General features: G+C 41.0%; 19 protein-coding genes. 3 read left to right on the plus strand and 16 right to left on the minus strand.

The features are described from left to right. Window positions 1-18 precede the first annotated feature (18 nt). The 9 genes from NST91_RS22570 to NST91_RS22610 all read right to left on the minus strand — a co-directional run bounded on the left by NST91_RS22570 (window position 19) and on the right by NST91_RS22610 (window position 13,509). Window positions 19-270, minus strand: coding sequence for a methyltransferase (locus tag NST91_RS22570; protein WP_099354906.1), 252 nt, complete (start codon window positions 268-270; stop codon window positions 19-21). Next, window positions 263-4,873, minus strand: a complete 4,611-nt coding sequence (gene essC / locus NST91_RS22575; protein WP_341332941.1) for a type VII secretion protein EssC — start codon at window positions 4,871-4,873, stop codon at window positions 263-265. Before essC ends, NST91_RS22570 begins: the two co-directional genes overlap by 8 nt. Window positions 4,874-5,423: 550 nt before the next feature. Then, window positions 5,424-5,768: a kinetochore Spc7 family protein gene (locus NST91_RS22580; protein WP_121445802.1), complete on the minus strand. Its 345-nt coding sequence runs from the start codon at window positions 5,766-5,768 to the stop codon at window positions 5,424-5,426. A 667-nt stretch (window positions 5,769-6,435) separates the two neighbouring features. Further along, a complete protein-coding gene (locus NST91_RS22585) occupies window positions 6,436-7,416 on the minus strand; it encodes a substrate-binding domain-containing protein (protein ID WP_121445801.1) in 981 nt (326 codons plus the stop codon). A gap of 79 nt (window positions 7,417-7,495) precedes the next feature. Further along, window positions 7,496-8,539 (minus strand): aldose epimerase family protein, encoded by a 1,044-nt coding sequence (locus NST91_RS22590; protein ID WP_341332942.1) that lies wholly within the window; start codon window positions 8,537-8,539, stop codon window positions 7,496-7,498. A 175-nt stretch (window positions 8,540-8,714) separates the two neighbouring features. Beyond that, window positions 8,715-10,211, minus strand: coding sequence for a UDP-glucose--hexose-1-phosphate uridylyltransferase (gene galT, locus NST91_RS22595; RefSeq protein ID WP_341332943.1), 1,497 nt, complete (start codon window positions 10,209-10,211; stop codon window positions 8,715-8,717). Between the two features lie 10 nt (window positions 10,212-10,221). Next, window positions 10,222-11,211, minus strand: a complete 990-nt coding sequence (gene galE, locus NST91_RS22600) for a UDP-glucose 4-epimerase GalE (RefSeq protein WP_341332944.1) — start codon at window positions 11,209-11,211, stop codon at window positions 10,222-10,224. A gap of 153 nt (window positions 11,212-11,364) precedes the next feature. Further along, window positions 11,365-12,528: a galactokinase gene (locus NST91_RS22605; protein ID WP_341332945.1), complete on the minus strand. Its 1,164-nt coding sequence runs from the start codon at window positions 12,526-12,528 to the stop codon at window positions 11,365-11,367. Window positions 12,529-12,684: 156 nt separating this feature from the next. Further along, window positions 12,685-13,509, minus strand: coding sequence for a sulfite exporter TauE/SafE family protein (locus NST91_RS22610; RefSeq protein WP_445724520.1), 825 nt, complete (start codon window positions 13,507-13,509; stop codon window positions 12,685-12,687). Between the two features lie 182 nt (window positions 13,510-13,691). Between NST91_RS22610 and NST91_RS22615 the strand changes: the two genes are divergently transcribed. Next, window positions 13,692-14,576: a LysR family transcriptional regulator gene (locus NST91_RS22615; RefSeq protein ID WP_341332947.1), complete on the plus strand. Its 885-nt coding sequence runs from the start codon at window positions 13,692-13,694 to the stop codon at window positions 14,574-14,576. Window positions 14,577-14,716: 140 nt separating this feature from the next. Here the strand turns inward: NST91_RS22615 and mgrA are convergent, their stop codons facing one another. From mgrA to NST91_RS22630, 3 genes are all read right to left on the minus strand, one after another. Continuing rightward, entirely contained in the window at window positions 14,717-15,712 is a 996-nt protein-coding gene (mgrA, locus tag NST91_RS22620) for an L-glyceraldehyde 3-phosphate reductase (protein ID WP_341332948.1), read from the minus strand. Between the two features lie 86 nt (window positions 15,713-15,798). Next, window positions 15,799-17,295, minus strand: a complete 1,497-nt coding sequence (locus NST91_RS22625) for a methyl-accepting chemotaxis protein (RefSeq protein WP_165918116.1) — start codon at window positions 17,293-17,295, stop codon at window positions 15,799-15,801. Between the two features lie 113 nt (window positions 17,296-17,408). Then, on the minus strand, window positions 17,409-18,152 hold the full coding sequence (locus tag NST91_RS22630) for a DUF4230 domain-containing protein (protein ID WP_121445793.1): 744 nt from the start codon (window positions 18,150-18,152) through the stop codon (window positions 17,409-17,411). A 453-nt stretch (window positions 18,153-18,605) separates the two neighbouring features. Between NST91_RS22630 and NST91_RS22635 the strand changes: the two genes are divergently transcribed. Beyond that, window positions 18,606-18,737, plus strand: coding sequence for a hypothetical protein (locus NST91_RS22635; protein WP_341332949.1), 132 nt, complete (start codon window positions 18,606-18,608; stop codon window positions 18,735-18,737). Between the two features lie 35 nt (window positions 18,738-18,772). Continuing rightward, on the plus strand, window positions 18,773-18,931 hold the full coding sequence (locus tag NST91_RS22640; RefSeq protein ID WP_121445792.1) for a Fur-regulated basic protein FbpA: 159 nt from the start codon (window positions 18,773-18,775) through the stop codon (window positions 18,929-18,931). A 185-nt stretch (window positions 18,932-19,116) separates the two neighbouring features. Here NST91_RS22640 and prfB read toward each other — a convergent pair. From prfB to hpf, 4 genes are all read right to left on the minus strand, one after another. Continuing rightward, window positions 19,117-20,218 (minus strand): peptide chain release factor 2 gene (prfB, locus tag NST91_RS22645; protein WP_341332950.1). Its coding sequence is split into 2 segments (ribosomal slippage): window positions 19,117-20,145 and window positions 20,147-20,218, totalling 1,101 coding nucleotides; the frame shifts between segments, so codons are not numbered across the junction. A gap of 322 nt (window positions 20,219-20,540) precedes the next feature. Further along, window positions 20,541-23,051: a preprotein translocase subunit SecA gene (gene secA / locus NST91_RS22650; protein WP_341333590.1), complete on the minus strand. Its 2,511-nt coding sequence runs from the start codon at window positions 23,049-23,051 to the stop codon at window positions 20,541-20,543. 186 nt (window positions 23,052-23,237) lie between these two features. Then, window positions 23,238-24,305: a GGDEF domain-containing protein gene (locus tag NST91_RS22655; protein WP_341332951.1), complete on the minus strand. Its 1,068-nt coding sequence runs from the start codon at window positions 24,303-24,305 to the stop codon at window positions 23,238-23,240. Between the two features lie 543 nt (window positions 24,306-24,848). After that, window positions 24,849-25,406, minus strand: a complete 558-nt coding sequence (gene hpf, locus NST91_RS22660) for a ribosome hibernation-promoting factor, HPF/YfiA family (RefSeq protein ID WP_121445788.1) — start codon at window positions 25,404-25,406, stop codon at window positions 24,849-24,851. Window positions 25,407-25,536 lie beyond the last annotated feature (130 nt).

Below are 25,536 nucleotides of genomic sequence, written 5' to 3' on the forward strand. Positions count from 1 at the left end.
TTCAGCTCTAACCCCAATCTAAACCAGCATCAATTTCTTCCCGTTCATAAATCCTAGTTCTTCCACTGTTTGGTTAATGTCGAAGATCTTTCCGGTTTCGCGGTCGCACACCACGGTGGTGTCGGTTGCGACGAAGTAGCCGTTGGATAGCTCGGTCATGGTGTTTGCGAGTAAAAAGGTTACTTCATAGAGCTTGCTTTGGGCCGGGATGAAGACGTCGTAGGATTCACCGGCTGCTGGAATGAATACTTCGACCAACACTTTATCCATTGAAAACTGCCTCCTCTTCACGAACTGCCGAACCCGTCAATAACTTGACTAACTTTGGTTTTCCTTTAGTGAGCACATATCCGAAGTCTTCTGGAATCTCTTGGTACATGCTGTTTGTGACTTTTGAAACTTTTAATAAAAATTGATCAGTAATTCCGTTTCCAACCCAGATGCCGTCGCTAAGTGAGACTTGCTTTTTAAACCAAGGCTCAAATGCAACTGAGTTCAGTGCATCGGCGCGGTCTGAGATGATCATAAAGACATTGAGTCCGTCAATTCGTTCTAAGAATACCTTCAGCTTATCTTGACCATCCTCGGATAACATCAGCAACATGTCGTTGAAGGAATGAACGATGCAGTAAAGCGGTTCGAAAACTGGTGGTGTCGTTCCTTCCGCAATTGCATCCTTCATTGTGTTGTTGCGGAATACTAGTGTGTTAAACAACTCAACGACCGTTTCCTCAATCTCCGTTGGACTAGAAACATGTTTTCCACCAACTTCAATCAGTTCCCCATTCGGGTCGATCACAATCACTTCATTTTTCTCATTCTTCGTAACAATTTCTGAAATTCCCTGCATCACTTCTAAGCAGGCATCGCTGCTACTGCCAAGGACTAGATTTACAGGTGAATCACCGAAATCAAAATACGTGATAGCGAGGGACTCTTTTTCAACACCAACCGGTAGTTTACTTGACTTGTTGTACTGAATTTCATCTTGTAGATACTCAATATCTACTTTTTCAGGCAAGACTGGAATTCGTTTCGCAGCACCCTTGCCCCAATTGTCACGCAGGTTGCGACAGTAGTCCGTAATGTATTGGTACATGTCCTCAACACCCTCGGTAATGAGGGCCACTTGGAATTCATACACACTGTCCGCTTTGAAAATGCCTCGACCTTTGTGCTTCGATGGGAAGACGCCGTCCACATTTCCAAGTACAGCTGAATATTCAGATGTGTCATTAAGCTGTAACACATACAGTTGCTTGAAGTTTTGCATCAAGCGGTAACGAACCGCGCCGGTATGTGCCGCGGTCACGATAAAATAAATGCCATACTTTGTTCCTTCACGGGTGAGGAAAGAGATTGCCTCTTCGTGTGACTCGTACATTTCAGAGAACGCAGCATAGTTGTGAATTACAATTACAATCGATGGTAGGCCATCCTCTGACAGACGATTGTATGTCTGCAAATCACCGCCATAATTGGACAACTGCTTTTTACGTTTCTCAATTTCGCTGTTAAGCATTTTAAAGAGATTATCAATCTTCTCACTATCATGGGATAACAGAACATCCCCGATATGTGGCGCATCACGGAACCAACTTAACGTCTCCGAGCTAAAATCTAGTAAATAAGCGTGTAGCTCATCTGGCGTATGGGATTCCATTAGCGAGTACATTAACGTTGCAATGAACGTGGTCTTACCGCTACCGGCAACTCCATAGATGATAGTATTGCCATCCTGTGTGATTGGTAGTCTCATAACATTTTGGCGTTGGTTCGCCGGATCGTCATATTCCCCAATCACAGGGTTCAGTTCAAAGCGATTCGTTGTTTCTTCACTGTATTTTTCAACTAACTGATCTAAATAGATCCTTGCAGGTATCGGCTCGAGCCATAGCTGCTTGACTTTGATATTTTCCTGTTTTGCTAGAGTTTCTAAGTACTTTGTGACTTCATCAATTTGCTTCGGTGGGTTTTTCACCATCGTTTTACGGTCAATTTTTGCACTTTTGATGACACGACCTAGGTGGTCAATGACACGAATGCTTTCATCCACCCGTTTTTCAATCTTATCGGATGGATAATACGGTGCCCCAGCCCATGCCGATTGACCAAGCTCGAACAACTCGTTATACCCCACTTGCAGGTAAAAACGACCGGTCGTTGATAGCTCGGCAGCATCTGGTCGCTTGATGACTTCCATACTATCGGCTTTTTCCTGTACCTTCAGACTGATTCTGAATTTCGAGTTACTCCAAATTTGATCGTCCACGACACCAGAAGGCTTCTGAGTAGCTAGTATCAAGTGGACACCTAAGCTTCGTCCGATACGAGCCGCACTCACCAGTTGCTCCATGAACTCAGGTTGCTGGGTTTTTAGCTCGGCGAACTCATCGGAAATCATGAATAAATGCTGAAGCGGCTCACTCACTAAGCCTTCACGGTACAGCTTTTGGTATTTATAAATGTCAATATTACTTGTATTCATACGTCGACTCGTCTCACTGAAAATGGACTGACGACGCTTTAGCTCACTTTGGATTGAAATCAACGAGCGTTTCACCGCTGCCCCATCGAGGTTTGTAATCGTTCCAGCTAAATGCGGCAGATTTAAAAAGGCGTTCGCCATTCCGCCACCCTTATAGTCGATTAAAATAAAGGCAACCTCATCTGGGTGATAGTTCACCGCAAGCGATAAAATGAACGTCATAATGAACTCAGACTTACCAGACCCGGTCATACCAGCAATCAGCCCGTGTGGACCGTGGTATTTTTCATGAAGGTCTAATTTGAACGACTCACCCATCGTGTCGACCCCAATTGGTGTTTCAATGGAGAGCACAGGGTTGTTTTCCTTCCAACGAGTCAATGCGTTCAAGTGCTCGATTTTACTTACACCAAACATCTCAAGGAACGTAATCATGTCTGGTAGCGTGTATGCCTCAACGGAGGATGCAAGCTGGATGTTCGCTAGGCGAATCGCAACCTCTTCCGCATCCTCACGCTCATAAAATTCCGCATCAAATGCAGTGTACAAACCGGAAATGTCGTCCTTGTCATAAATTTTGGACATATCATCCGCAAGCTCGACAACCATCGTACATTCCTTCGGTAAATTTTTAAGCTCATCGTATAACGTGACAAGGCTAATTCCAATGTTCTTATTTTCCTCTAAAAGGAGGTTGATCATCTCAGCCCTTGATGCGAGTGACTTACTCATGGAGAAAATCAAATAATGCTGGTCAAGGTCCTGTATCTCTGCCTCATCAAGGCTTGCGCGGTAGGCAATTTCCTTTTCAAAATAGGAAGACAGCTCCTTCACCTCAGTCGCATCTGTTGCGATATAACGAATCTGCATCGCTTCATCCCATACATGTGGTAGCCATCTCGCAAACTTCCAATACTCTTCCTCATTTTTGTCGTAAAGAAACACTAGCTTCAGCTCGTCATAACTATGTAAGGCTGTTAATTGAAAAATAAGTCCCTTCACAAAATCCTGCACGCGACTGCGGCGTCCAATCACCCCACTGACATACTCCTCAACAAAACTTAAGGTTACGGGCACCTGTTTTAAAATGTGAGGTGTCTCAACCAATTTATAGAGTTCATCCTGGAGGTTGTCGTCCTCTAGGGTGAATTTCTTCTCAGGGTATTTTAGCTCTGCATTTAATGGAAGATCGCCAATCCCAAGACGAACCTTAAGGAAATCATCTTGACCAATGGCGCGCTCCCACAGATTTCTTTTTCGCATTGTAATTCGTGAAATTAAATTTTGGAGGGCGACATGGTTTTCATGAAGAATTTCACTTTGACGTTGACATTCTTCTTCTATCTCCTGCGCCATTTCTTCAATGTATTTTGAGTATTTTTCCTGACGTTTGCCTTCAAGCTTTATCCGCTGCTTCTTCTCATATTTCTTCGTTAAAATTGGCCAAAGCACTGTTCCGATCAACATACTAAAGGACATGATCAATGTCGGCATCGCGTATGTAAGACTTTCGCCGCGTGCCAGTACGTTATTTAGCATAAATATCCCCATGGACAAGGATGCCATTCCCATTGTGAGAGAAGGTCCGAGGATGAACATCAATGGAGTCTCATCGATATTCGGCTTCGAAGGCGGTGGGTCGATTCTAATTTCTGTCCTTTTAATATCCCGCTTAAAACGTGGTGAACGATAAAAGAGGTCATCATTTAATTCCTCGGTTTCGAAATCGTCAAGTGGCTCCTCTTCTTCTATAATCGGCTTTTGCACTTCAAACGGACGAAACGCATTTCGGTCTAAAAATACTAATTGATGTGGGTTATTCAGAGATAAGAGCTTGCCGTTGTAAATGATCTTCAATCCCATGATGTAAATAACATCACCTGTTGAAAGAACTTTCTCCGTCACACGTTCTCCGTTGACATATGTACCGTTCGAACTATTGTTGTCACGAATGATCGCATGGCCTTGTGCATCATACTGAATCACGCAGTGGGAACTAGAGACAAGCTTATTCGAAAATCGGATGTGGCTGTCATTGCCTCGACCAATCCGAATGCTACTTCCCGTCACCTCATGCTTTGTAAACTCATTTCGATCGTTTGTCGGTGGCTCTACATAAAGGAGAGCAGATGCATCATTGTTCCGTGAAATCGAGTATGTTTTAAACGGCTCTATTTCCTGTTTGACAAGTATTTCTTGCTTATCACTTGCCAAAAATGCCGACTTGTTCGATTTCAAGAACCATTTGCCATCTTCTGCCTCGATGGCAATTAAATCTTTCGGTTCCCCATGAGCATCTTCAGAGGTTAAGATATAGCGGCCTGTGATGCGCTCTGGCAGTACATATGTAAATGCCTTTTCCCGATCAAATAGAGTTAATATCAAAGCAAATCTCTCCTATCAATAAGTACGTTTAAAAAACTACTTTTTAAACGACTTCTTTTGAAACCTTAGGGACGTATCCCTTTTCCCTTTTTTCTTTCTAAATACTTCTAAAATATTAAAATTCCACCAAAACACAGCAGATATCAGACCAGTTATAAGGATGAAGTAACCTACAACATCGTCAAAAGTACGTCTACCGGTTATGAAAATTAGTAAATAAATGATGAAAATAATACTAATCAGGGTTAATATTCCATTCAAAAAATACAACCCTGGGTATGAGACAGGGTACTTACTCATCCATTTTAAAATCCGATAGTTTAATAGAAATAAGATGATGAGCATAATTAAACCGCCCGTAATATTCCCAATATAGATACTCTCCAAGGCCTCGATATAAAAAATCATCACACAAAATAAGGAGAGGTATTGAACTAATTTTTTGAGTATAAGCAAGGCTTTTTACCGCCCTTCATTGCATGCAATTCAAACGTTTGACTAAGAAAAGCAAAAGAAAACACACATTACCACGACAGCAAAAGTATTAGATTTAACGAAGATGCGGTGCCCTTGCGTCAGCTCTTTTTTGTGCTTCTTCTTCAGCCTTTCTTCTCGCTTCCGCTGCTGCACGAGCAGCTGCTTCTTCTTCTCGCTTAATTTGGTTTGCAACAGATATGATGTCTGGAGCAACAGAGTCTAGTTTAGAGGCAATCGAATTTAACTCTCGGTTAATCTCGGCGATCGCTTGGTTGATATACTGAACCTCTGTTGCCTGCCAAGCTGAATTGATATTTCCTTGAAACCCATTTAAAGAGGTTTTTAGATTCCGAAGCTGTGTGGCATAATTGCGAAGTTGGTTTGCCTGTGAAATTGCTGCCGAAACACTAATTCCCATAAAAATCACCTGCTTATCGTAAATAAGTTTTATATAGTGCAATGCCCTTACACGGGGCAAAATTGACATAGTACGGTCACATTTTTTCCAGATATATACTAAAAATTACTTGATATTTAGGATTAGGTCAATTTTTCCAGAATATTCAACCAACTTAATAACCGAGACGAAAGACCTGTTTATTCTACATTTTTCTACAAATTGTCGTTTCTTTTGGAGCCACTTACTACATAAGGTGTACTACCCCACTAGTACTTTTGAGAAATTCATTAGACTGAAGAACGTTGATATCCCTCGACATAATATCTTGGTTTCAAGCCTCTTGACTCCCTTTATTACAATTAGTAGGAAATTAGTCCTTTTATCATTAATGTTTGTAACATAAATGTAACTTGACAGTATTCGGCGCCTTAAATTTTCTTGTAAGCACTTTCATTCGTGTGAAGGAATAATTTCGTCTTCCTCTTAAAATGAGGTAATGTTTTTGTAAAATAGGATTTTATTTTCGAAGAATGATTATTTGAAGTGGTAAATGCTGGTGAATAGGTAAGGAAAAGGTACGAGAATTCGACTTAATTCTCTAGGAGTTTCGTGGTTGTTATAGGGAAAGTTGGTAATCTTTCTTTCCTATTATATTGGATTGTAAAAAACCTAGTCAGTTGGTTGACTAGGTTTCTCGTATCACTAATTTAGTAGTAATGAATACCTTTTTTGCGATTTGTCTACCAGAAATCCGTTCAAGAATCGTGTCGACGGCGGTTTCACCCATGACTTCGGTATGGACTTTGACCGTTGACAGTGGCGGGAAGACGTATTTGGAGACGCTAATATCATTGACCCCAATTAGACTTACACGGTCCGGCACGGCGAGTTTTTCTTCATTTAATGCACGCAATGCACCGATTGCAATCAAGTCATTAGCAGCAAAAATAGCCGTTGGGAGATTGTCTCCTTTTTCTACGATCGCCTGTTTCATCAACTGGTAACCGTCCTCGACCGTAAAGCTTCCTATATAAATATTGCTCTCATCTAGTAGATTGGCTTCGGCAAGATAGGTTCTGAACGTTTTTTCTCGTATTTCTTCAATTTCAGCAGAGTGATCTTTGAATTCCTCACGGCCACCAAGATAGCCAATATTCGTATGACCATTCTCGATAAAATGCTTCAACACCGTTCGGGTCGCTTTTTCAAAGTCCACAACAACCGCATCGTACACATCCTCATCAGGGTTTGAATCAACAAACACGATGTGCTCGGCCAATTTCGATAGCTCATCAATTTGATTTGTGCTGAACTTACCAACCGCAATGATTCCCTGAAACTCCTCTTGCTTCATGCTGTCAATGCTATTGTAAAAATTCGCTACTTGGATACCATGCTGCTCACAACGCTGCTCAATCCCAAGACGAATCGACATGTAATAGAGATCGTTGAGCTCCTCTTTTTCCGTGTACCAAAGGAGAATGCCAATCCGAGCAGAAGATGACTTTTTAGTGGAACGTTTTTTATAAGAAAGCGCCTCAGCAATCTCAAAGATCCTCTTTTTAGTTTCATCACTGACAGATAAGCTGGAATCATAGTTGAGCACTCTTGATACCGTTGCAATAGAGACACCCGCTTTTTCCGCAATATCTTTTATTGTTGCCATGTTTCATCTCCTTTCTATTAAAAATGTCCTGAGTTTTATGGAAACGCGCTCGGGAAATGGTTTTAGCCCAAATACAGTTTCACCGGAATTTATTCACCGAGAATGTGTACTTCGTTTCCCAATTGTATTCTCCACCCTTTTTGACGATCGTGGATGGGAAGTTCGGATGATGGATTGCATCAGGTGGTGCTTGTGTTTCTAGGCAAACGCCAAAATACGGACGTGCACTACCATCGCGCATTTTAAATCCTTTCATTGTGTTGCTTGAGTATACGACAACGGCAGGCTGGTTCGTTTCTACCTTCAATAGGCGACCGGATGCTTCGTCATAAAGCGTAACCAATTTTTCATCGAGCAAAAATGGATGGTCATATCCTTGACCGACAATGGCAATCTGCTCATCAGCTGAATTCGGGCCGTCTGCTATTTTTCGACCTTCTCGAAAATCAAAAACAGTGCCAGTGACATCAAGGAGTTCACCAGTAGGAAGAAACTCTTGGTCTAATTCGAGAAACTTACTACTATTAATTGTAAGTTCATGATCAAGCACATCATTTTTCATGTTACCTGATAGGTTAAAATAAGCATGATTTGTGATATTTAAAATAGTGTCTGCATCAGGAACACCTACTGCAGAGATCGATAATTCATTTTCATTATTGAGTGAATAAGTGACTGTCATTTCAATCGTTCCAGGATAGCCACCTTCACCGTCCTTACTGACATACTTAAACTCAACGCCGACATGATTTTCTTCCTTTATAATAGTGGAATCCCACATGACTTTGCTAAACCCTTTTACTCCACCATGGATATGGTTTGGTTTTTCATTTTTATCTAATGAATATGTTTTACCGTTTAGCTCAAATTCGCCACCTCTAATACGGCCTGCAATCCGACCCACAATCGTCCCTTGATAGGTTTGGTCTGCAAGATATCCATCCAGGCTATCGAATCCGAGTACAACATTCTCCTGTGCACCGTTTCGATCTGGAGCGAGGATTTCCGTAATAATGCAACCATAGTCAATGCAGGTAACGCTTAGCCCGTGGTCATTTTTTAACGTATAAGCTTGAACTTCTTGGTTATCATGCTTTCCGTAGGGATGTACTGTAACTTCCATATTGATAATCTCCTATCTAGTATCAAATGCGCCTTGGCGTATTTGCGCCCAGATTTTTTTCGAGCGCGCTCGAAAAGTTTCCATTGAAAATCTGTGGCATCCACCGGAGGCTTTACCTTTATTCAGCCAATTTAAGTGCGAAAAAAATATATTCTACAAAATACTATTTAAGAGATTACTGCTGAATAAAGGTAAAATGGTCTATAAATCTCTTAAATGCATTTTGGCCAACTTCATCACGTTTGTATACGCCTCCGTCTTCAAGCACACGCATGAACTTTTTGCCGACTTCTTGTTTTACAAACTCGTGAGCATTTTCTATTGTTGGGTTATAAGTTTTCAGTTCATCCACCCATTCTTGGTGGATTGGATTGACTGAGTCTGCTTCGCCGATTAAATAATTTTCAACTTCTTGCAGCTCTGTTTTGAGTCGAGCCGGAAGTACCGCTAATCCCATAACCTCGATGAGACCAATGTTTTCCTTTTTAATATGATGCACATCGGCATGCGGATGGAATATGCCTAGTGGATGCTCATCATTTGTTCGGTTGTTACGAAGAACAAGGTCGAGCTCGAATTTGCCGTCTCGTTGCCTAGCAATCGGTGTAATCGTGTTATGCGGCGTGTCGCCCGTAAACGCGATGATGTCGACTTCAGGGTCGCTGTAGTTGCGCCATGCTTGTAAAATGTGGTCACCCGCTTCTATCAAGGCATCCTTATCCGAGCTTCTTAGGCGCAGAACTGACATTGGCCAGTTTACCGTTGAAAATTCGATGGTGTCATAACAATCCCACGTGAATTTGATATCGTCTTTTGCCTTTGCCATCGCAAAATCATAGTTTCCACCCTGATAGTGATCATGGGTTAAAATCGAGCCCCCCACAATTGGGATGTCTGCGTTTGAACCTATAAAATAGTGTGGAAACTTTTCAACAAAACCAAGTAATCGTGCAAATGTTGCCTTGCTAATTTTCATATCACGATGCTCTTCGCAAAGCAGGATACTGTGTTCGTTGTAGTACACATATGGCGAGTACTGCAAATACCAGTTTTCTCCCTCAAGTGGCACCGGGATGATGCGGTGATTGGAGCGAGCCGGATGACCGATGCGGCCCGCATACCCTTCATTTTCTACACAGAGCAGGCATTTCGGATACTTCTCACCGCTGATTTTTGTCTCTTTTTCAAGCGCAATCTGCTTTGGATCCTTTTCAGGCTTAGACAAATTGATAGTAATATCAAGCTCGCCGTACTTTGTTTCTACTTTATATTCAATGTTTTTTTCGATTCGCTTCATTTGAATGTAGTTGCTATTTTTACTCAACTCATAAAAATAGGTGGTCGCTGCTGCCGGGTCTTGTTGATAAAGGTCATAAAACTGGCGTGTCACCGCGGACGGCAGTGGAATCATCACGTTCATGATTTTACTTGCAAGTATTTCTTTTGCGTCAAAATAGTCCCCGATAACACCTTGTTCGCACGCGTATTCAACTAGATCCTCAACCAGAGTTGGAATGTCTTTTTCAGGTGAGACATGTTCGGTTGGGACGAAATCCTCTAAGTTTAATAAGGAAAGGACTTGGTTGCGAACATAAATCTTATCTTCTTTTTCAATAAGTCCAACCTTGATAGCCTGTTCCGTTAGCTGTTGTACAGCTCCGTAGATCGTCAAGTTACTCCCCTCAGCTTTCATACCCATTTGGGTGGTTTACATGCCAGTTCCACGCATCCTTGATGATTTCGTTGATAGAAGTACGCTTTGGCTCCCAGCCTAGCACTTCCTTCGCTTTTCCTGATGATGCGATTAGAATACTTGGGTCACCTGCACGGCGCTCGCCAATATTGACAGGGATATTGCGTTGTGTAACCTCTTTAGCTGCTTCAACCATTTCTTTTACAGAGAATCCACTGTTACTTCCAAGGTTAAAATAGTTACTCTCGCCTCCGTTTTGGAGATATTTAAGCGCTAGAATGTGCGCATTAATTAAGTCCTCAACATGAATATAATCACGGATGCATGTTCCGTCTGGCGTATCATAGTCCTCACCGAAGATTGTGATGGCATCTCTTTTTCCTAACGCCGCTTGTAAAATAACCGGGATCAGATGTGTTTCTGGATCATGATCCTCCCCGATTTCACCAGTTGCGCGAGCCCCAGCTACGTTAAAATAGCGGAGTGAAACAAATTTAATGTCATGCGCAATCTCAGACCACTTCATCATTTTCTCCATCGCAAGCTTCGTTTCACCGTACGTATTTGTTGGAACAGTCGGCATTTCCTCCGTAATTGGCACCTGCTTCGGTTCACCGTATGTAGCTGCAGTAGATGAGAAAACGATATATTTCACATTATTGTTTTTCATTGTTTCAAGTACAATTTGTGTTCCAAACACATTGTTGTCATAGTATTTTAACGGGTCGACCATTGATTCGCCGACAAGTGAATTTGCCGCGAAGTGAATCACCGCGTTAATATCTTCTTTTTCAAAAACAGATTGCATAAACGCACGGTCACGGATGTCACCTTGATAAAACTTCGCTTTCGGGTGAACCGCCTCCTTATGACCTGTTTGAAGATTGTCAACAACCACAACATCCTCGTTTGCGTCAATTAACTGATAAACCGCGTGTGAGCCAATATAACCCGCTCCACCTAATACTAAAATACTCATATTCATTCGCTCCTTTTTTTGTTCAGGGGGTTTTCACCCTGGCTCGGTCATGGGCCTGCTGGGTCAGGTGCTTTCACCCTAAATTGGGTCAGAGGGACAGTTCCCTCGTCCCCCTGACAGCCTGTGTCCCACCCGAACTTGTGTCCTACCCTGTTATATTTCTTTTGCGCCGTCGCCGATGCTTACTTCATAGAAGGATGCTGGGTAGCCGATGGTTTTTTCGTATAATTTTCCGATGGCATCTATGATTGCTTGCGCTTTGTCTTTTTCGACGAGGGCAATCGCACAGCCTCCGAAGCCAGCGCCTGTCATTCTTGCACCAAGCACACCCTCTTGCGCCCATGCTGCTTCTGCTAACGTATCAAGCTCTTTTCCGGTTACTTCATAATCATCACGCAATGATGTGTGTGATGCATTTAGTAAACGACCGAATTCTACGAGGTCCCCCGCTTTTAGGGCTTTTAGCGCCTCTAATGTTCTTTCATTTTCGTAAATCGCATGTTTGGCACGCTTTTGTAAGGTTTCGGTTTCGATTAGATACTTGTACTGTTCAAATTTTTCGCTTGTGATATTACCAAGCGCTTGAACATCCAGCTCCTTTCGAAGTTGAGAAAGTGCCTGTTCACACTCACTACGACGCTCATTGTATTTAGAATCCGCTAGCTCACGGCGCTTGTTTGTGTTCATAATTAAAATGAGATGATCATCCAACTCAATTGGTGCGTATTCATACTTTAATGTATCACAATCTAGTAAAATTCCTGCATTCTTTTTACCCATTCCGATTGCAAATTGATCCATGAACCCACTGTTCACACCAATAAACTTATTTTCTACAAGTTGACCGATTTTTACAAGTTCAACACGATCAATTTCAAGGTTAAATAATTTTTCGAACATCACACCTGACACAAGCTCGATAGATGCCGATGAGGATAAACCTGCACCATTTGGGATATTGCCGTAAAAAAGCACGTCAACACCAGTTGCAATGTCATAGCCTTTTTCACGTAAATAACGGAGCATTCCCTTCGGATAATTCGCCCAATCATGGGCTTTATTGTAGTCAAGGTCGCTTAAGTCAAACTCGATTACCCCGAGGTCTTCAAAGTTCATCGAGTACATTCTGAATTTGTCATCGTCACGTTTTCTAGCAAGCGCATACGTTCCTTTTGTGATTGAAGCCGGAAAAACATGGCCGCCATTGTAATCAGTATGCTCACCAATGAGATTAATACGCCCAGGCGCGAAGAAGCTTCTGTAATCGGTTTCGTTAAATACTTCTATAAATCTATTTGAAAGTTGTTCGTGATCCATAGTGGATTTGCCTCCAATACTTTGGTTTCTATCTACATTGTAGAGTCATTAGTAAAAAAGGTCAATGAATTTTAGTTAAAGTTTTACTAAACATTTAATTGCGGTTTTCTGGGTCCATACAAAAAAAAGAACCAAAGAGGTATCCCCCTTTGGTTCTTAATGAAAATACATTCGAAACCCTATGATTATTAATAGAAAAGATAGCATTTGCATGATGACTCGACTTGGTATTTTTTGTGAGAGCAAGACGCCTAGCTGTGAACCAATGATAATCCCGGCTCCACCAAACGCAACGATCAGCCAATCGATATTCCCATGCCAGACCTGAAGAAAAACACCCACAGAAGAATACAAACATAAAGAAAAGATTGAGGTTGCGGTTGCGATATGGGTTGGTACACGAAAGATGTATACTAGAATTGGGACAAGCATCCAGCCTCCACCAATCCCAAGATAGCTTGAGAGAATCCCCATGAATAAACCAAGTGGAATGAGCCATTTACCTTGTAATCTTGTATTTACTTGTAGATTAGAGCTGACGTTATTCTCTGATTCCCCAGTTGCTGCGGTTTCTTTTTTTGCTTCCTTCGTCATATTCTTCTTTTTTAGCAGATTTGTATTTTTCACGACTAAAAAGAAGCCCAAAAAGACAAGTACACTAGCAAAGAAAAAATAAAAATACGTAGAAGAATAGGCTTGAAGAAGTTGCACACCGATAAAAGTCCCTGGGAACGCCCATATACCTAGCATGATTCCGGTTCGATAATCAATCCGTTTCTGTTTTGCAAATCCAAAAACACCAGACAATGAGTTAATGAGTACAATGACTAGTCCTGTTCCTGCGGCAAGAACGGGATCAACATGAAAGAGAAGCAAGAGTGCCGGTACAAATAGAAAACCTCCACCTGCCCCAACAATCGCTCCATAACCACCAGCAAATATCCCGATTGCCACAAGTAAAACACCTGTTACGATATCCATCATTACGTTCCCCCTATGTATGACTCTCTATTAACCTATCAAACCTTTAAGTTGTAGTAAAATAACAATGTATAATAGGTCATAACAAAACGTAATACTGCTCACGATATAGAATAATACGAACTCATTCTTATATAATGAAAGTAATGAATATGGAAATTACGTATGAAAGGAGGGATACCATGAACATTGAAAATCTTAAACTCTTTTGCCTCGTGGTAGAAGAGGGAAGTATTACAAACGCTGCACGGATAAGTTATATCTCTCAACCAGCTGTCACGAAAAAGATTAGCCAGCTTGAAAATGAATATGGCACTTTGCTTTTTGAGAGAAATGGCGGGAGACTTGAACTAACAAAGGCTGGGGAAGTCCTTTATCCTTATGCGAAAGAAGTTATTGAAAATATCAAAAGGTCTTTCGATGCTGTTCAAAAAATGACTGGCAATGAGGAAGTCAATTTACATATAGGCGCAAGCTTAACGATTGGTGAATATCTATTACCTCAAATACTTGGCATGATCAAAAAAGGACATCCACATATCACATTCAGTCTTACAATCGGGAATACTCCAAATATGATTGCAATGCTTGAAAACAATGAAATTGATATCGCTCTTGTGGAAAGTCAAATAGAAAATCCAAACCTAAAAATTGAAAAATTCGCTGAAGATGAGCTTATTTTAGTCACTTCGAATGACCATCATTGGAAGAATCGAAAAACAATTACGATAGATGAATTAGTAGAGGAAAAAATGATTTGGCGGGAGCCTGAATCTGGTTCACGTCTAATTGTTGAAAATTACCTTCGTGATTTTGGAATCCTTGAGGACATTGAGAGCGAAATGGAGCTAGGGAGTATTCAATCTATCAAAAGCGCCGTAGAAGCAGATCTAGGAATCAGCATTCTTCCAAGGATTACTGTTTTAAAAGAATTAGAACTAGGAACATTATGTCAGATTAACATGGCCGATTTTTCTCTCACACGGTCACTATGGATGGTTCAAAAACCACATCGTTTTCCAAAAATAGGATTGCAACATTTTGTAGACTTTATCCGAAATCACTAAATACATCTTCTTTGGGGTTATTACCATTCGGCCATGTAAAGAGAGTGTGCACTCCCCAATTACCTTTATTGGAATATAAAAGAGGAGTAACCTATCACTCACAGGCTACTCCCCTTTTATTATGCGCTGTACTAGTATAACTAGTTTTGCGCCAAAATATCCTCAATTTTGGTTAATTCCTCTTGAGTGAAGGAAAGATTTCGTAAAGCCGAAACATTGTCCTCGAGTTGACTCACTTTACTTGCACCAACCAGCGCTGATGTTACACGACCTTCACGGAGAACCCATGCCAATGCCATTTGCGCAAGACTTTGTCCTCTTTCTATCGCAAGAGCGTTTAACTGTTGGATTTTCCCTAATATATTCTCTGTGATTTGATCTTTTTTAAGGAATGTATTTTGCTTAGCAGCCCTTGAATCAGTTGGAATGCCGCCAAGATATTTATTCGTTAATAATCCTTGTGCCATCGGGGAGAACACAATCGATCCCACACCATTTTCGGCCAACACATCCTGCAAGCCGTCCTCAATCCAGCGGTCAAACATCGAATATCTTGGTTGATGAATAAGGAGTGGTGTACCTAACTCTTTCAGTATCCGAATGGCTTCTTGTGTTTGAGTCGGACTATAATTTGAAATTCCCACATATAGCGCTTTTCCTTGTCGTACGATCTGATCAAGAGCACCCATCGTTTCTTCAAGTGGTGTATGAGGATCCGGGCGGTGTGAGTAAAAAACATCAACATACTCAAGGCCCATCCGTTTTAGACTTTGATCAAGGCTTGAAATCAAATACTTTCTTGAACCCCAGTCCCCATATGGACCTTCCCACATCTGGTAGCCAGCCTTTGTGGAAATAACCAATTCATCACGATACGGGGCAAAATCTACCTTCATCATTTTCCCAAGCATTTCTTCAGCACTGCCTGGTGGTGGACCATAATTATTCGCTAAATCAAAATGAGTAATCCCAAGGTCAAATGCCTTTCTTAAGATGTTTCGTCCATTCTCAAAAGAATCGACTCCCCCGAAGTTGTGCCATAACCCTAATGAAATCGCTGGCAAAAATAAACCTGACTTTCCAACCCGATTATACTTCATCCCACCATAACGCCCTTCACTTGCCACATAAACCATTTGTATCCTCCTTTGGGACAGAGGGACAGGTCCCTCGTCCCACTTATTAATGATTGTGGGACAGTGGACCTTGTCCCCTTGACCTACTATTTTTCTTTAAAAATTTCCATCAATTCGGCTGTTGCGTCGTCTGTGTTTTGGACATAGGAGACGAGGTGTTGCATTTGGCCATTCTGGTTTTCGATGGATGCCGTAATTTCCTCAAGAGAAGCTGTTGTTTCTTCTATGATTGCAGCAAATTCACTCACTGATGTTTCAATGGAAATCGATGACTGGCTGATTTGGTTTGAGATTTTTTCGAAATGCTTAACGGCATCGTTCAGTTCGGACACTGTATCATCGATAACAGTGAAAACTCCTTTTGCATCCTTTGTAAGTTGAACACTTTCGTCCATTTTTATCGCATTTTCTGCCATATGCTTCTGCGTTAATGTCGTACTCTCGTTTACTTCTTTTAAATTCTCAGAAATGAGATTCGCCGTATTTGATGTCACCTCTGAAAGTTTTCGTATTTCAGATGCAACTACCGCAAATCCTCTACCACTATCACCTGCTCTTGCCGCTTCAATCGAAGCGTTAAGCGCTAATAAATTCGTTTGTGACGCAATTTCCTGAATTCGATCCGTAAACCCATTTGTTTCATTGATTTTTTCAACTAATAAATTCATTGTTTCAGACATTGAATGGACAGATACTTGAAAGTCTGTAATTTTTGAGAGTAAAAGGTCAATGGATTTATTTCCATTGTCAGCTGCTAAATTCGTATTCTCGGTCTGATTACTTAGGTGGTTCGAACCTTTTACAAGTTCCTGGACAATACGATTAAGATCTTCGATGGATTCAGTAATGGTTGTCGCTGCCTCATTTTGCGTGTTCATTCCAGATGAGATTTCCGTAACGGCGATTGTCATCTCGTTAAAGGAGTGCATTTGCTCCTCACCTTGGCGACGGATGTTTGTGATGTTCTCGCTGATCACTTGTGAGTTTTCCTCAAGCTGTGCCGCATGATGCCGTCTCATCTCAAGTAGGTGCTCGGTGTGCTTATGCGTTGCCTGAATATCCTGAGTCAACCTTCCAGTAACAATACTCTGGAAAAACAGAGTCGCAATAATTACCGAAAAGATCAAATAATAAATCACAATTTCCTTTGAGGTGTAGTTGAACTCATGTCCACTTGTAAGAAAAAATAAAACCGTTAATGCAATGGCACAAACTACGCCAAAGATTAGCGTTTTCCGTTTATTATAGATTGCAACCGTTGTTAATAGGTATAACGGTAAAAGGACAATTGGCGCCGATTGTGAGCTAGACATAATCACAAAGATAACCACCGAAATCCCTACGACCGAAATATAAGGTGTTTGTGTTAATAGGAGTTTCTTGTAAATCAGTAAGCATAAGATAGCAAGAAAGATCGCACCGCCAATTCCGATTATGAGAATCATTTGAAGTGGCTGACGAATCGAAACCTCAACAATAATTGCTAGAATGATAGAAATAAGTGAAACAATGCCGACCAATTTGTTTTTTCGGATAAGATCCTCTCGTTTTAACTCCTCAATAGATAAAACCGTTTCGTTCATAAGGTTGTCCCCCATTATTGATATCACCCTCTATTTTACCGTTTTTTAGGAGGTTTGAATATAGTAATTATGGGAAAGTGGGATTCAAACCAACTTGTATTGAGAGTGACATATTATTTAAAGGTTAGGTTCACTGTATAGTCTAGATTGTTAAAAAAGCTAGTCAAAACGTTTTCTGCGTTTCTTTCGGCGGTTTCTAATAGTCCCATCTCGATTGCCTCTTTCCGAATATCATCCTGGGCTTCAGCCACTAAATCAAAGCCTTCATCCCATTTCACCTCACCACGGAATATTCCTTCGTCTGAATATGTGATTAACTTTTCCATCTGTATTGCTGGATCTTGGATTAGCTCAGCATGTGGGAGAACAATATCTAGCACTTTTTCTTTTTCATTTACTTTTAAATCATCCTTAGTAATTCCTTTTAAATCAACACCAGCAATCACGGTGCCCGGAACAATTAAAAATATCTCTCTCTTTGTTCCTGGAAGATTAATTGATATATCATTTCCAAACAACTTATTATCCTCTTGCTTGATAACTGCTTTCACAGAGGCTTCAGCTGTTGCGAGTGTAGCGAGTTCTTTGATATCTTCAACAAAAAACGTACTTTCTTTCTTAAACGTACTTCCAGATATAAGCCAAACACTCCCTACTGAAACCGCAACGAGAATGACAGCAACTAGAAGAATCCTTGCTCCTAGAGCTCGAAATAGAAACTTAAATAGTGTCCCAGACATGTTGCGATTTCGTCTTCTCTGGCCGACCACCGCAGTGGCCGCACTTTCTTCATTTGCTGTTTTTAGTTCTTTTAAAATAGCTTCCAACTGGGCTATTGTTTCATCCTTTTTCCTCATAGAATCCAACCCCTTAAATGATAGTTTACTAGTTTTTTAAATAGGCAGATGAAAGGCTACACCTAACAGGGGTGTAGCCAAAGATATATGTGATATTAAAATGCAGTTCTTTCGTCATATTCTGAGTCATTTCTACTATTTTTTACAGTTTTCACTTATGGTTATTTTATCACAGGTCATTTTTAGCTGTCACTCATTGATTGATACAAATAAGATTGAAAGTTTTGAGGTGATGTTGGGTAATTTTTATAGAATTGACAAGGGGTATGAATCATTACAAGTTTTTCTTTTATTAATGAAAGTTAACAATTCATTTAAGAGTTGTAAATTACAGATGAATCGACAAATTTTAAAGGTATGATTGTATATAATGACAAGAGTTGGAGGTTAGGAGTCAAAATTTGTTTTGCGCCTTTCTATGAATTGGAAAAGGACAAATGGTGGAGGTAATTTATGATGACTGTCGTTAACTTACTTGGTACATATATCTTGGGTGCCGTTATGATTATTTGGCTTTTGAATATCGTTTTTAAACAGCTAAGTAAATATAATACTCGAATCAATGAAAATAAACACAATGAATGACCTACATATTATTTTTACTAGATAGAGGTGTTAAAATGGGAAATCTACTGCGAAAAGCTAGTCAGTCAAAAAAGAAGGTTCTAATTAATAAGTTGATAAAACAAGGAATTTATAAAAAAAATGAAAAGCATCTTTATGAATTGACTTTAAGAGAGCTTGAAAATGAGTATAAATTAATATACGACCGTGAATGACCTTCGTTCCTTTTACATATCAGTGGCTCATCGAACTGCTTATGGCCGATAAATCGAGTTTATGGCTGTTAGCTTAAGGGTTATGGACGATAATTTTCATTTATGGCCGTTATTTTACTTTTTTGGCCGATAGCAAATTTCCGCTTAAAAAAAGAGACAGCCACAAGGCTGCCCCTCTCCACTTATTAATTCAATTTCGATCTCAAATATGCATCAATAAACAAGTCAATCTCGCCGTCCATCACACTTCCAGTATTACCAACCTCTACATTTGTGCGGTGGTCTTTTACCATGGAATATGGGTGGAAGACATAGGAGCGGATTTGGCTGCCCCAGCCGATTTCTTTTTGTTCACCACGAATTTCGTCTAGTTCGGCTTGTTGTTTTTCAATCTCAAGCTGATATAACTTAGACTTCAACATTTTCATTGCTTGTTCGCGGTTTTTGATTTGTGAACGCTCAGTTTGACACGTTACAACCGTATTTGTTGGGAGATGTGTGATCCGAACAGCTGAGTCAGTGGTGTTGATGTGCTGACCACCCGCTCCACTCGCACGGTACGTATCAACTTTTAAATCTTCAGTGCGGATATCAATTTCGATATCATCGTTAAACTCAGGCATTACTTCACATGACACGAATGATGTGTGACGACGGCCAGAAGAGTCAAACGGTGAAATACGAACTAAGCGGTGTACTCCTTTTTCAGCCTTCAAATAGCCGTAGGCATTGTGTCCTTTGATTAAAAGAGTCACACTCTTAATACCAGCTTCGTCACCTGGAAGATAGTCCATTGTTTCCACCTTGAAGCCTTTTTTCTCGGCCCAACGAGTGTACATACGAAGAAGCATGGAGCCCCAGTCCTGTGATTCGGTACCACCTGCACCTGGGTGAAGCACTAGGATCGCACTATTTTTATCATAAGGCTCGCTCAATAGGAGCTGTAATTCGAAATCACTTAAGCTTTTAGACAATTGTTGAATTTCTTCGTCTAGCTCGGCTTGCAAATCTGCATCAGGCTCTTCCTTCACAAGTTGATAGGTGAGCTCAAGATTCTCATAAGAATCGTTTAAATTCACAAATTCATTGACTTGATCCTTTAATGCATTTGCTTCGTTGATGACAGTTTGGGCAGCATTCTGGTCATTCCAGAAGTCGGGCATTGACATAATTTCGTCAAGCTCGGTGATGCGCGCTTGTTTGGCCTCTAAGTCAAAGAGACCCCCTAAAACCCGCTAATTTCTTAGCCATTTTATCAAGTTCGTGCTTAATTTCTACTAATTCCATAATTTTTCCTCCAAGATGTAATCATTTAGTCAAATTCGCCTTGGCGTATTTGCGCCCAGATTTTTTCGAGCCTGCTCGAAAAGTTACCTTTGAAAATCTGTGGCATCCGCCGGAGGCTATAACTTTATTCAGTGAGGTTTTTAATCCCCTACTGAATAAAGTTATATCATGATTCCTACTTCATTATCTTACTCATTTTTAAATGATTAGTCTCTGATTTTTTTCGAAACAAAAGGTGAGAGTTGGCTCTCACCTTTTTCAATATTCATGTCTGGGACAAGGGACCTGTCCCTCTGTCCCAATTTGGGAAATCTCTGTCCTTTTATTGACCGTGACAGTTTTTGAATTTTTTGCCGCTTCCGCAGTAACATGGGTCGTTACGGCCGATGTCAACGGATTTTTGAACTGGGCGTTTTTTTGGCTTTTCTTCGCCGCCTTCTTTTGGTTGAACAGCATGGCCTTTCGCCACTTCTTCACGCTGAAGGTTGCTGCGGATTTGTGCCTTCATTACAAACTTCGCAACATCGTCTTCAATGGAAGCAATCATGTTTTCGAACATTGCAAAGCCTTCAAAGTTGTATTCACGAAGTGGGTCGTTTTGACCGTACGCACGTAAATGGATACCTTGGCGAAGCTGATCCATTTGGTCAATGTGATCCATCCACTTACTGTCAACAGCACGAAGCACGACAACACGCTCGAATTCACGCATTTGCTCAGGCTCAATTTGCTCTTCTTTTTCATCATAGCGTACTTTAACCTTTTCAAAAATGAGCTCGGACATTTCTTCAGGTTCTTTTCCACGAAGGTCGTCAATTGAAATGTCACCTTCATTTAGAAGATTCGCATTCACATGATCAACGATTCCTTTGTAGTTCCAGTCTTCTTCTACCTCATCCTTTGGTGTATGAGCGTGAATGACACGATCAAGTGAAGACTTAATCATATTTTCAACAACATCACGAAGGTTCTCAGAATCAAGAACTTCATAACGTTGTTTATAAATAACCTCACGTTGCTGACGAAGAACATCATCATATTGTAAAAGTTGTTTACGTGCATCAAAGTTGTTACCCTCAACGCGTTTTTGCGCAGATTCAACTGCTCTGGAGACCATCTTACTTTGAATTGGCTGGGAATCATCCATGCCAAGGCGCTCCATCATATTTTTCATATTGTCAGAACCGAAACGGCGCATAAGTTCATCTTCCATTGAAAGATAGAACTGTGTTACCCCTGGGTCCCCTTGACGACCTGCACGTCCACGAAGCTGGTTATCAATACGACGGCTCTCATGTCGCTCAGTACCAATTACCGCAAGTCCACCAAGTTCCTTAACACCCTCGCCAAGCTTGATGTCCGTACCACGACCAGCCATGTTTGTCGCGATTGTTACCGCGCCTTGTTGACCAGCTTGCTCAATGATTTCAGCTTCACGAGCGTGGTTTTTCGCGTTCAAGATATTATGCTTAACGCCTTTTTTCAATAAGTACTTCGAAATAATTTCAGATGTTTCAATCGCAACCGTACCAACTAAGACAGGTTGTCCCTTCGCATGGCGCTCAGCAATATCCTCAGCAACCGCGCGGAACTTGCCCTCGATGGACTTATAAATTAAATCAGGACGGTCATCACGGGCAATCGGACGATTCGTTGGAATCACAACAACATTCATATTGTAAATATTGCGGAATTCTTCTTCCTCAGTCTTTGCCGTACCCGTCATACCAGAAAGTTTCTCATACATACGGAAGTAGTTCTGGAATGTAATCGTTGCTAGCGTCATGCTTTCGTTTTGAATTTCGACGCCTTCTTTCGCCTCAATTGCTTGGTGAAGGCCTTCGCTATAACGACGTCCCTTCATGAGACGACCTGTGAATTGGTCAACGATGACGATTTGATCTTCCTCAACTACATAGTCAATGTCACGGTGCATACTCGCATTCGCTTTTAACGCTTGGTTGATGTGATGAATCAACGCTACATTCGAAATATCAAATAGGTTTTCAATACCGAAGACACGCTCAGCCTTTGAAATTCCTTCTTCAGTGAGTTGAACACCTTTTGTTTTTTCATCATAGGTGTAGTCTTCTTCTTTTTTAAGAGTTGTCACAAATCCGTTCGCTTGAACGTAGAGTGCTGTTGATTTTTGAGCAGAACCGGAAATGATTAACGGTGTACGCGCCTCATCGATTAAGATTGAGTCAACTTCGTCAATAACGGCAAAATAAAGCGGACGTTGCACCATTTGTTCCTTATAAAGGACCATGTTATCACGTAAATAGTCGAAACCAAATTCATTGTTCGTACCATACGTAATATCAGCACGGTATGCTTCAATTTTTTCATCACGGGACATGGAGTTAAGGTTTAACCCAACACTTAGACCTAAAAACTCATAAAGTTGACCCATCTCGTGCGCATCACGGCTTGCAAGGTATTCGTTGACAGTGACAACGTGAACGCCTTTTCCAGTGATCGCATTTAAATAAACAGGCATAGTGGAAGTTAACGTTTTACCTTCCCCTGTTTTCATCTCAGAAATATTTCCTTCATGAAGGGAAATCCCCCCCATTAACTGAACGCGGTATGGGTGCAGACCCAACACACGCTTTGCACCTTCACGAACAACAGCGAAAGCTTCAACTAGTAAATCATCAAGTTTTTCACCTTTTTGGTATCGTTCCTTGAACTCTTCGGTTTTGTTGCGAAGGGCTTCATCAGAAAGCTTCTCCATCTCAGGATGAAGGGCCTCAATTTTATCTGCAAGTGTTTCCAAGCGCTTGATTGTGCGTTTGTTTGGATCAAAAACTTTGTTTAAAATTCCAAGCATCATGTACGCTCCTCTATCGTAAGTTTCATTCATTACGGGATTATGTATATCATCCATTTTACCACTAAAAGGGACAAGGGTAAAATATTATCGAGTTTCGTGATGTGAGGGGATTCGACAAAATCGAGATGCACGAGGTGCTTAGTGCAAGCCAAATCAAAAAGTACCCCGCACTTAACGAGATACTTATATCGCATAACTGATTTGATTCCGGCCATTTTGCTTAGACGCATAGAGGGAGTTGTCCGCCTTTTCAATGGCGTGATAAAGGTGATCCGGGTCTTTCAGTTCAGAAACACCGATTGATACGGTAATAGATAGCTTTTTGTTATCTGCCCAAAACGGCGTTGACTCAATCCCGCTACGAATATCAGAAACGATATTCATCAGCTTTTCTTTTGATTCTGCCTCTAATAGTAAAATAAATTCCTCCCCACCATATCTTCCAAGTATCGATTTATAGGGGTGAACTTTTTTATACAAGGTTTGTGCGACATTTTTCAAAACAGAATCGCCATTTAAGTGGCCGAACGTGTCATTAACTTTTTTAAAATGATCGATATCAATCATTACAATGTATTTTTTACGTTGGTTTGAGACTTTCTTAACGCGACTTTCGAAACAGCGCATATTGTATAGGCCTGTAAGAGGATCACGTTCTGCATAAAATCGAAGCTTTCGTTTCAACTCAATTTCTTGATTAAGTAGGTTAATGAAAAAATATAGGATAAATGCTGATACCTGTAGGGCAATCATCCGAACAAGATGGATTTCACTGAAAATCTCTAATCCATTTGGTACGAGAAAGATAATCGGGACATCCGAGATGAGCCAGCTGGCTATGATTAAAATGAACAGGGTATACGGCTTTGGCATGACTCGATCTTTTCTATGAAAAAGAAGAGCCAGCAACACAGGTAATACCATACCAAATACCACGCCTGGCATAGCTCCCACGCCAGCCATGCCAAGCCTCCAGCTAACCGTTATGATTAGGATAGGAATCGCATGTTTCCACCCCAGCAAAAGTGAAAAAACCACCAATGGCACAAGGCGGAGATCGAACTGATATCCTTCAAAACGGATCGGCAAATAGAACAGAAAAATAACACAAGTCGCGGTAAGAATAAGAATACTCGCTGAGAAAAGATACTTGTGAATGGATTTTCGGTTGGATACTAATAGACTAATACACATATATAGAAATAAGATAATTGCAATATTTGAAAGAGTAGGTTGTAGGATAGTTGTCATTTAGATCCCTGCTTTAAAATCATTTAGTAAGGGTTGTCCCTCAATTTTATTATCAATGTTGTGGGAGTATTTGGCCATGGGGGATTTACCCTATTTTTTAGTATGGTAGGAATGTCCTTTACATAAAGGCTCTGTTAATTAATAGTGTTGATTTCCGCTGCAGGTACTCGCTTTCCGCGGGCGGTCCGGAAGCCTCCTTAACGAATGTGGAGGCGGCTTGCACAGAAACGAGAAAATTGGAAACTCCGACAAAGAGGCGTATTTTGCCTCTGAAGGAGGAGTTGAAATTTCTCGAGTTTCTAGCCGCTGCAACTGGACAAGTCGCTATGCTCCTGCGGGGTCTCCCTTGGACACGCTTTTCCCGCAGGACGTTGAATTTGCTTCCTTGAAACTACACCGCACGAAGAAAATGCCAGCATTTTCGAGGATCTCGTACCTTCCACTCCAATCAACAAAATATAAGGTTCAACATCGACATTTAACACAGCCTACATAAAAGAGGCACAGTCTGAATTCAGACTGTGCACTCGTAAGTTAGTTTTATTAGTTAGGTTCAATGATTCCGTATTTACCATCTTTACGACGATACACGACATTGGTTGTATTGGTTTCCGCATTTGTGAAAACAAAGAAATTGTGGCCAAGCATATTCATTTGAAGAATCGCTTCTTCACTATCCATCGGTTTCAAATCAAAACGCTTGGTACGAACTAATTCGTAATCCTCGTCCTCGATATCCTGAACCGCAGTAGCAGTAGCTGCCCCGCCATTCTCAAACAGAGTGCGAGTAGAGCCTTTCTCACGAAGCTTACGGTTGACTTTTGTTTTATGCTTGCGGATTTGGCGTTCAAGCTTATCAGTCACAAGGTCAATCGCTGCATACATATCCTCATTAGACTCCTCCGCACGAAGCACAAGCTGTGTCATCGGAATCGTAACCTCTATTTTATGGTCCTTCGCATTATTTACTTTTAAGTTAACATTTACTTTTGCATCTGGAGTGCCATCGAAATAGCGTTCAAGCTTTCCTACCTTTTTCTCAACATACTCTCGCAATGCTGGAGTTACCTCAATGTTTTCACCACGAACGTTGTAATTCATACATGAACTCCTCCTTTTAACTCTAATGCATTGGACACAGCCAAGACCCTTTTTAGGGTAACCAACCTGTGTAACAATATAACCCTTTTTAAATTAAGGTTATATTAACTAATTCTACACACCCCTCCCC

It is taken from the genome of Ferdinandcohnia sp. FSL W7-1320, assembly GCF_038050315.1.
Taxonomy (GTDB): domain Bacteria; phylum Bacillota; class Bacilli; order Bacillales; family Bacillaceae_L; genus Ferdinandcohnia; species Ferdinandcohnia aciditolerans.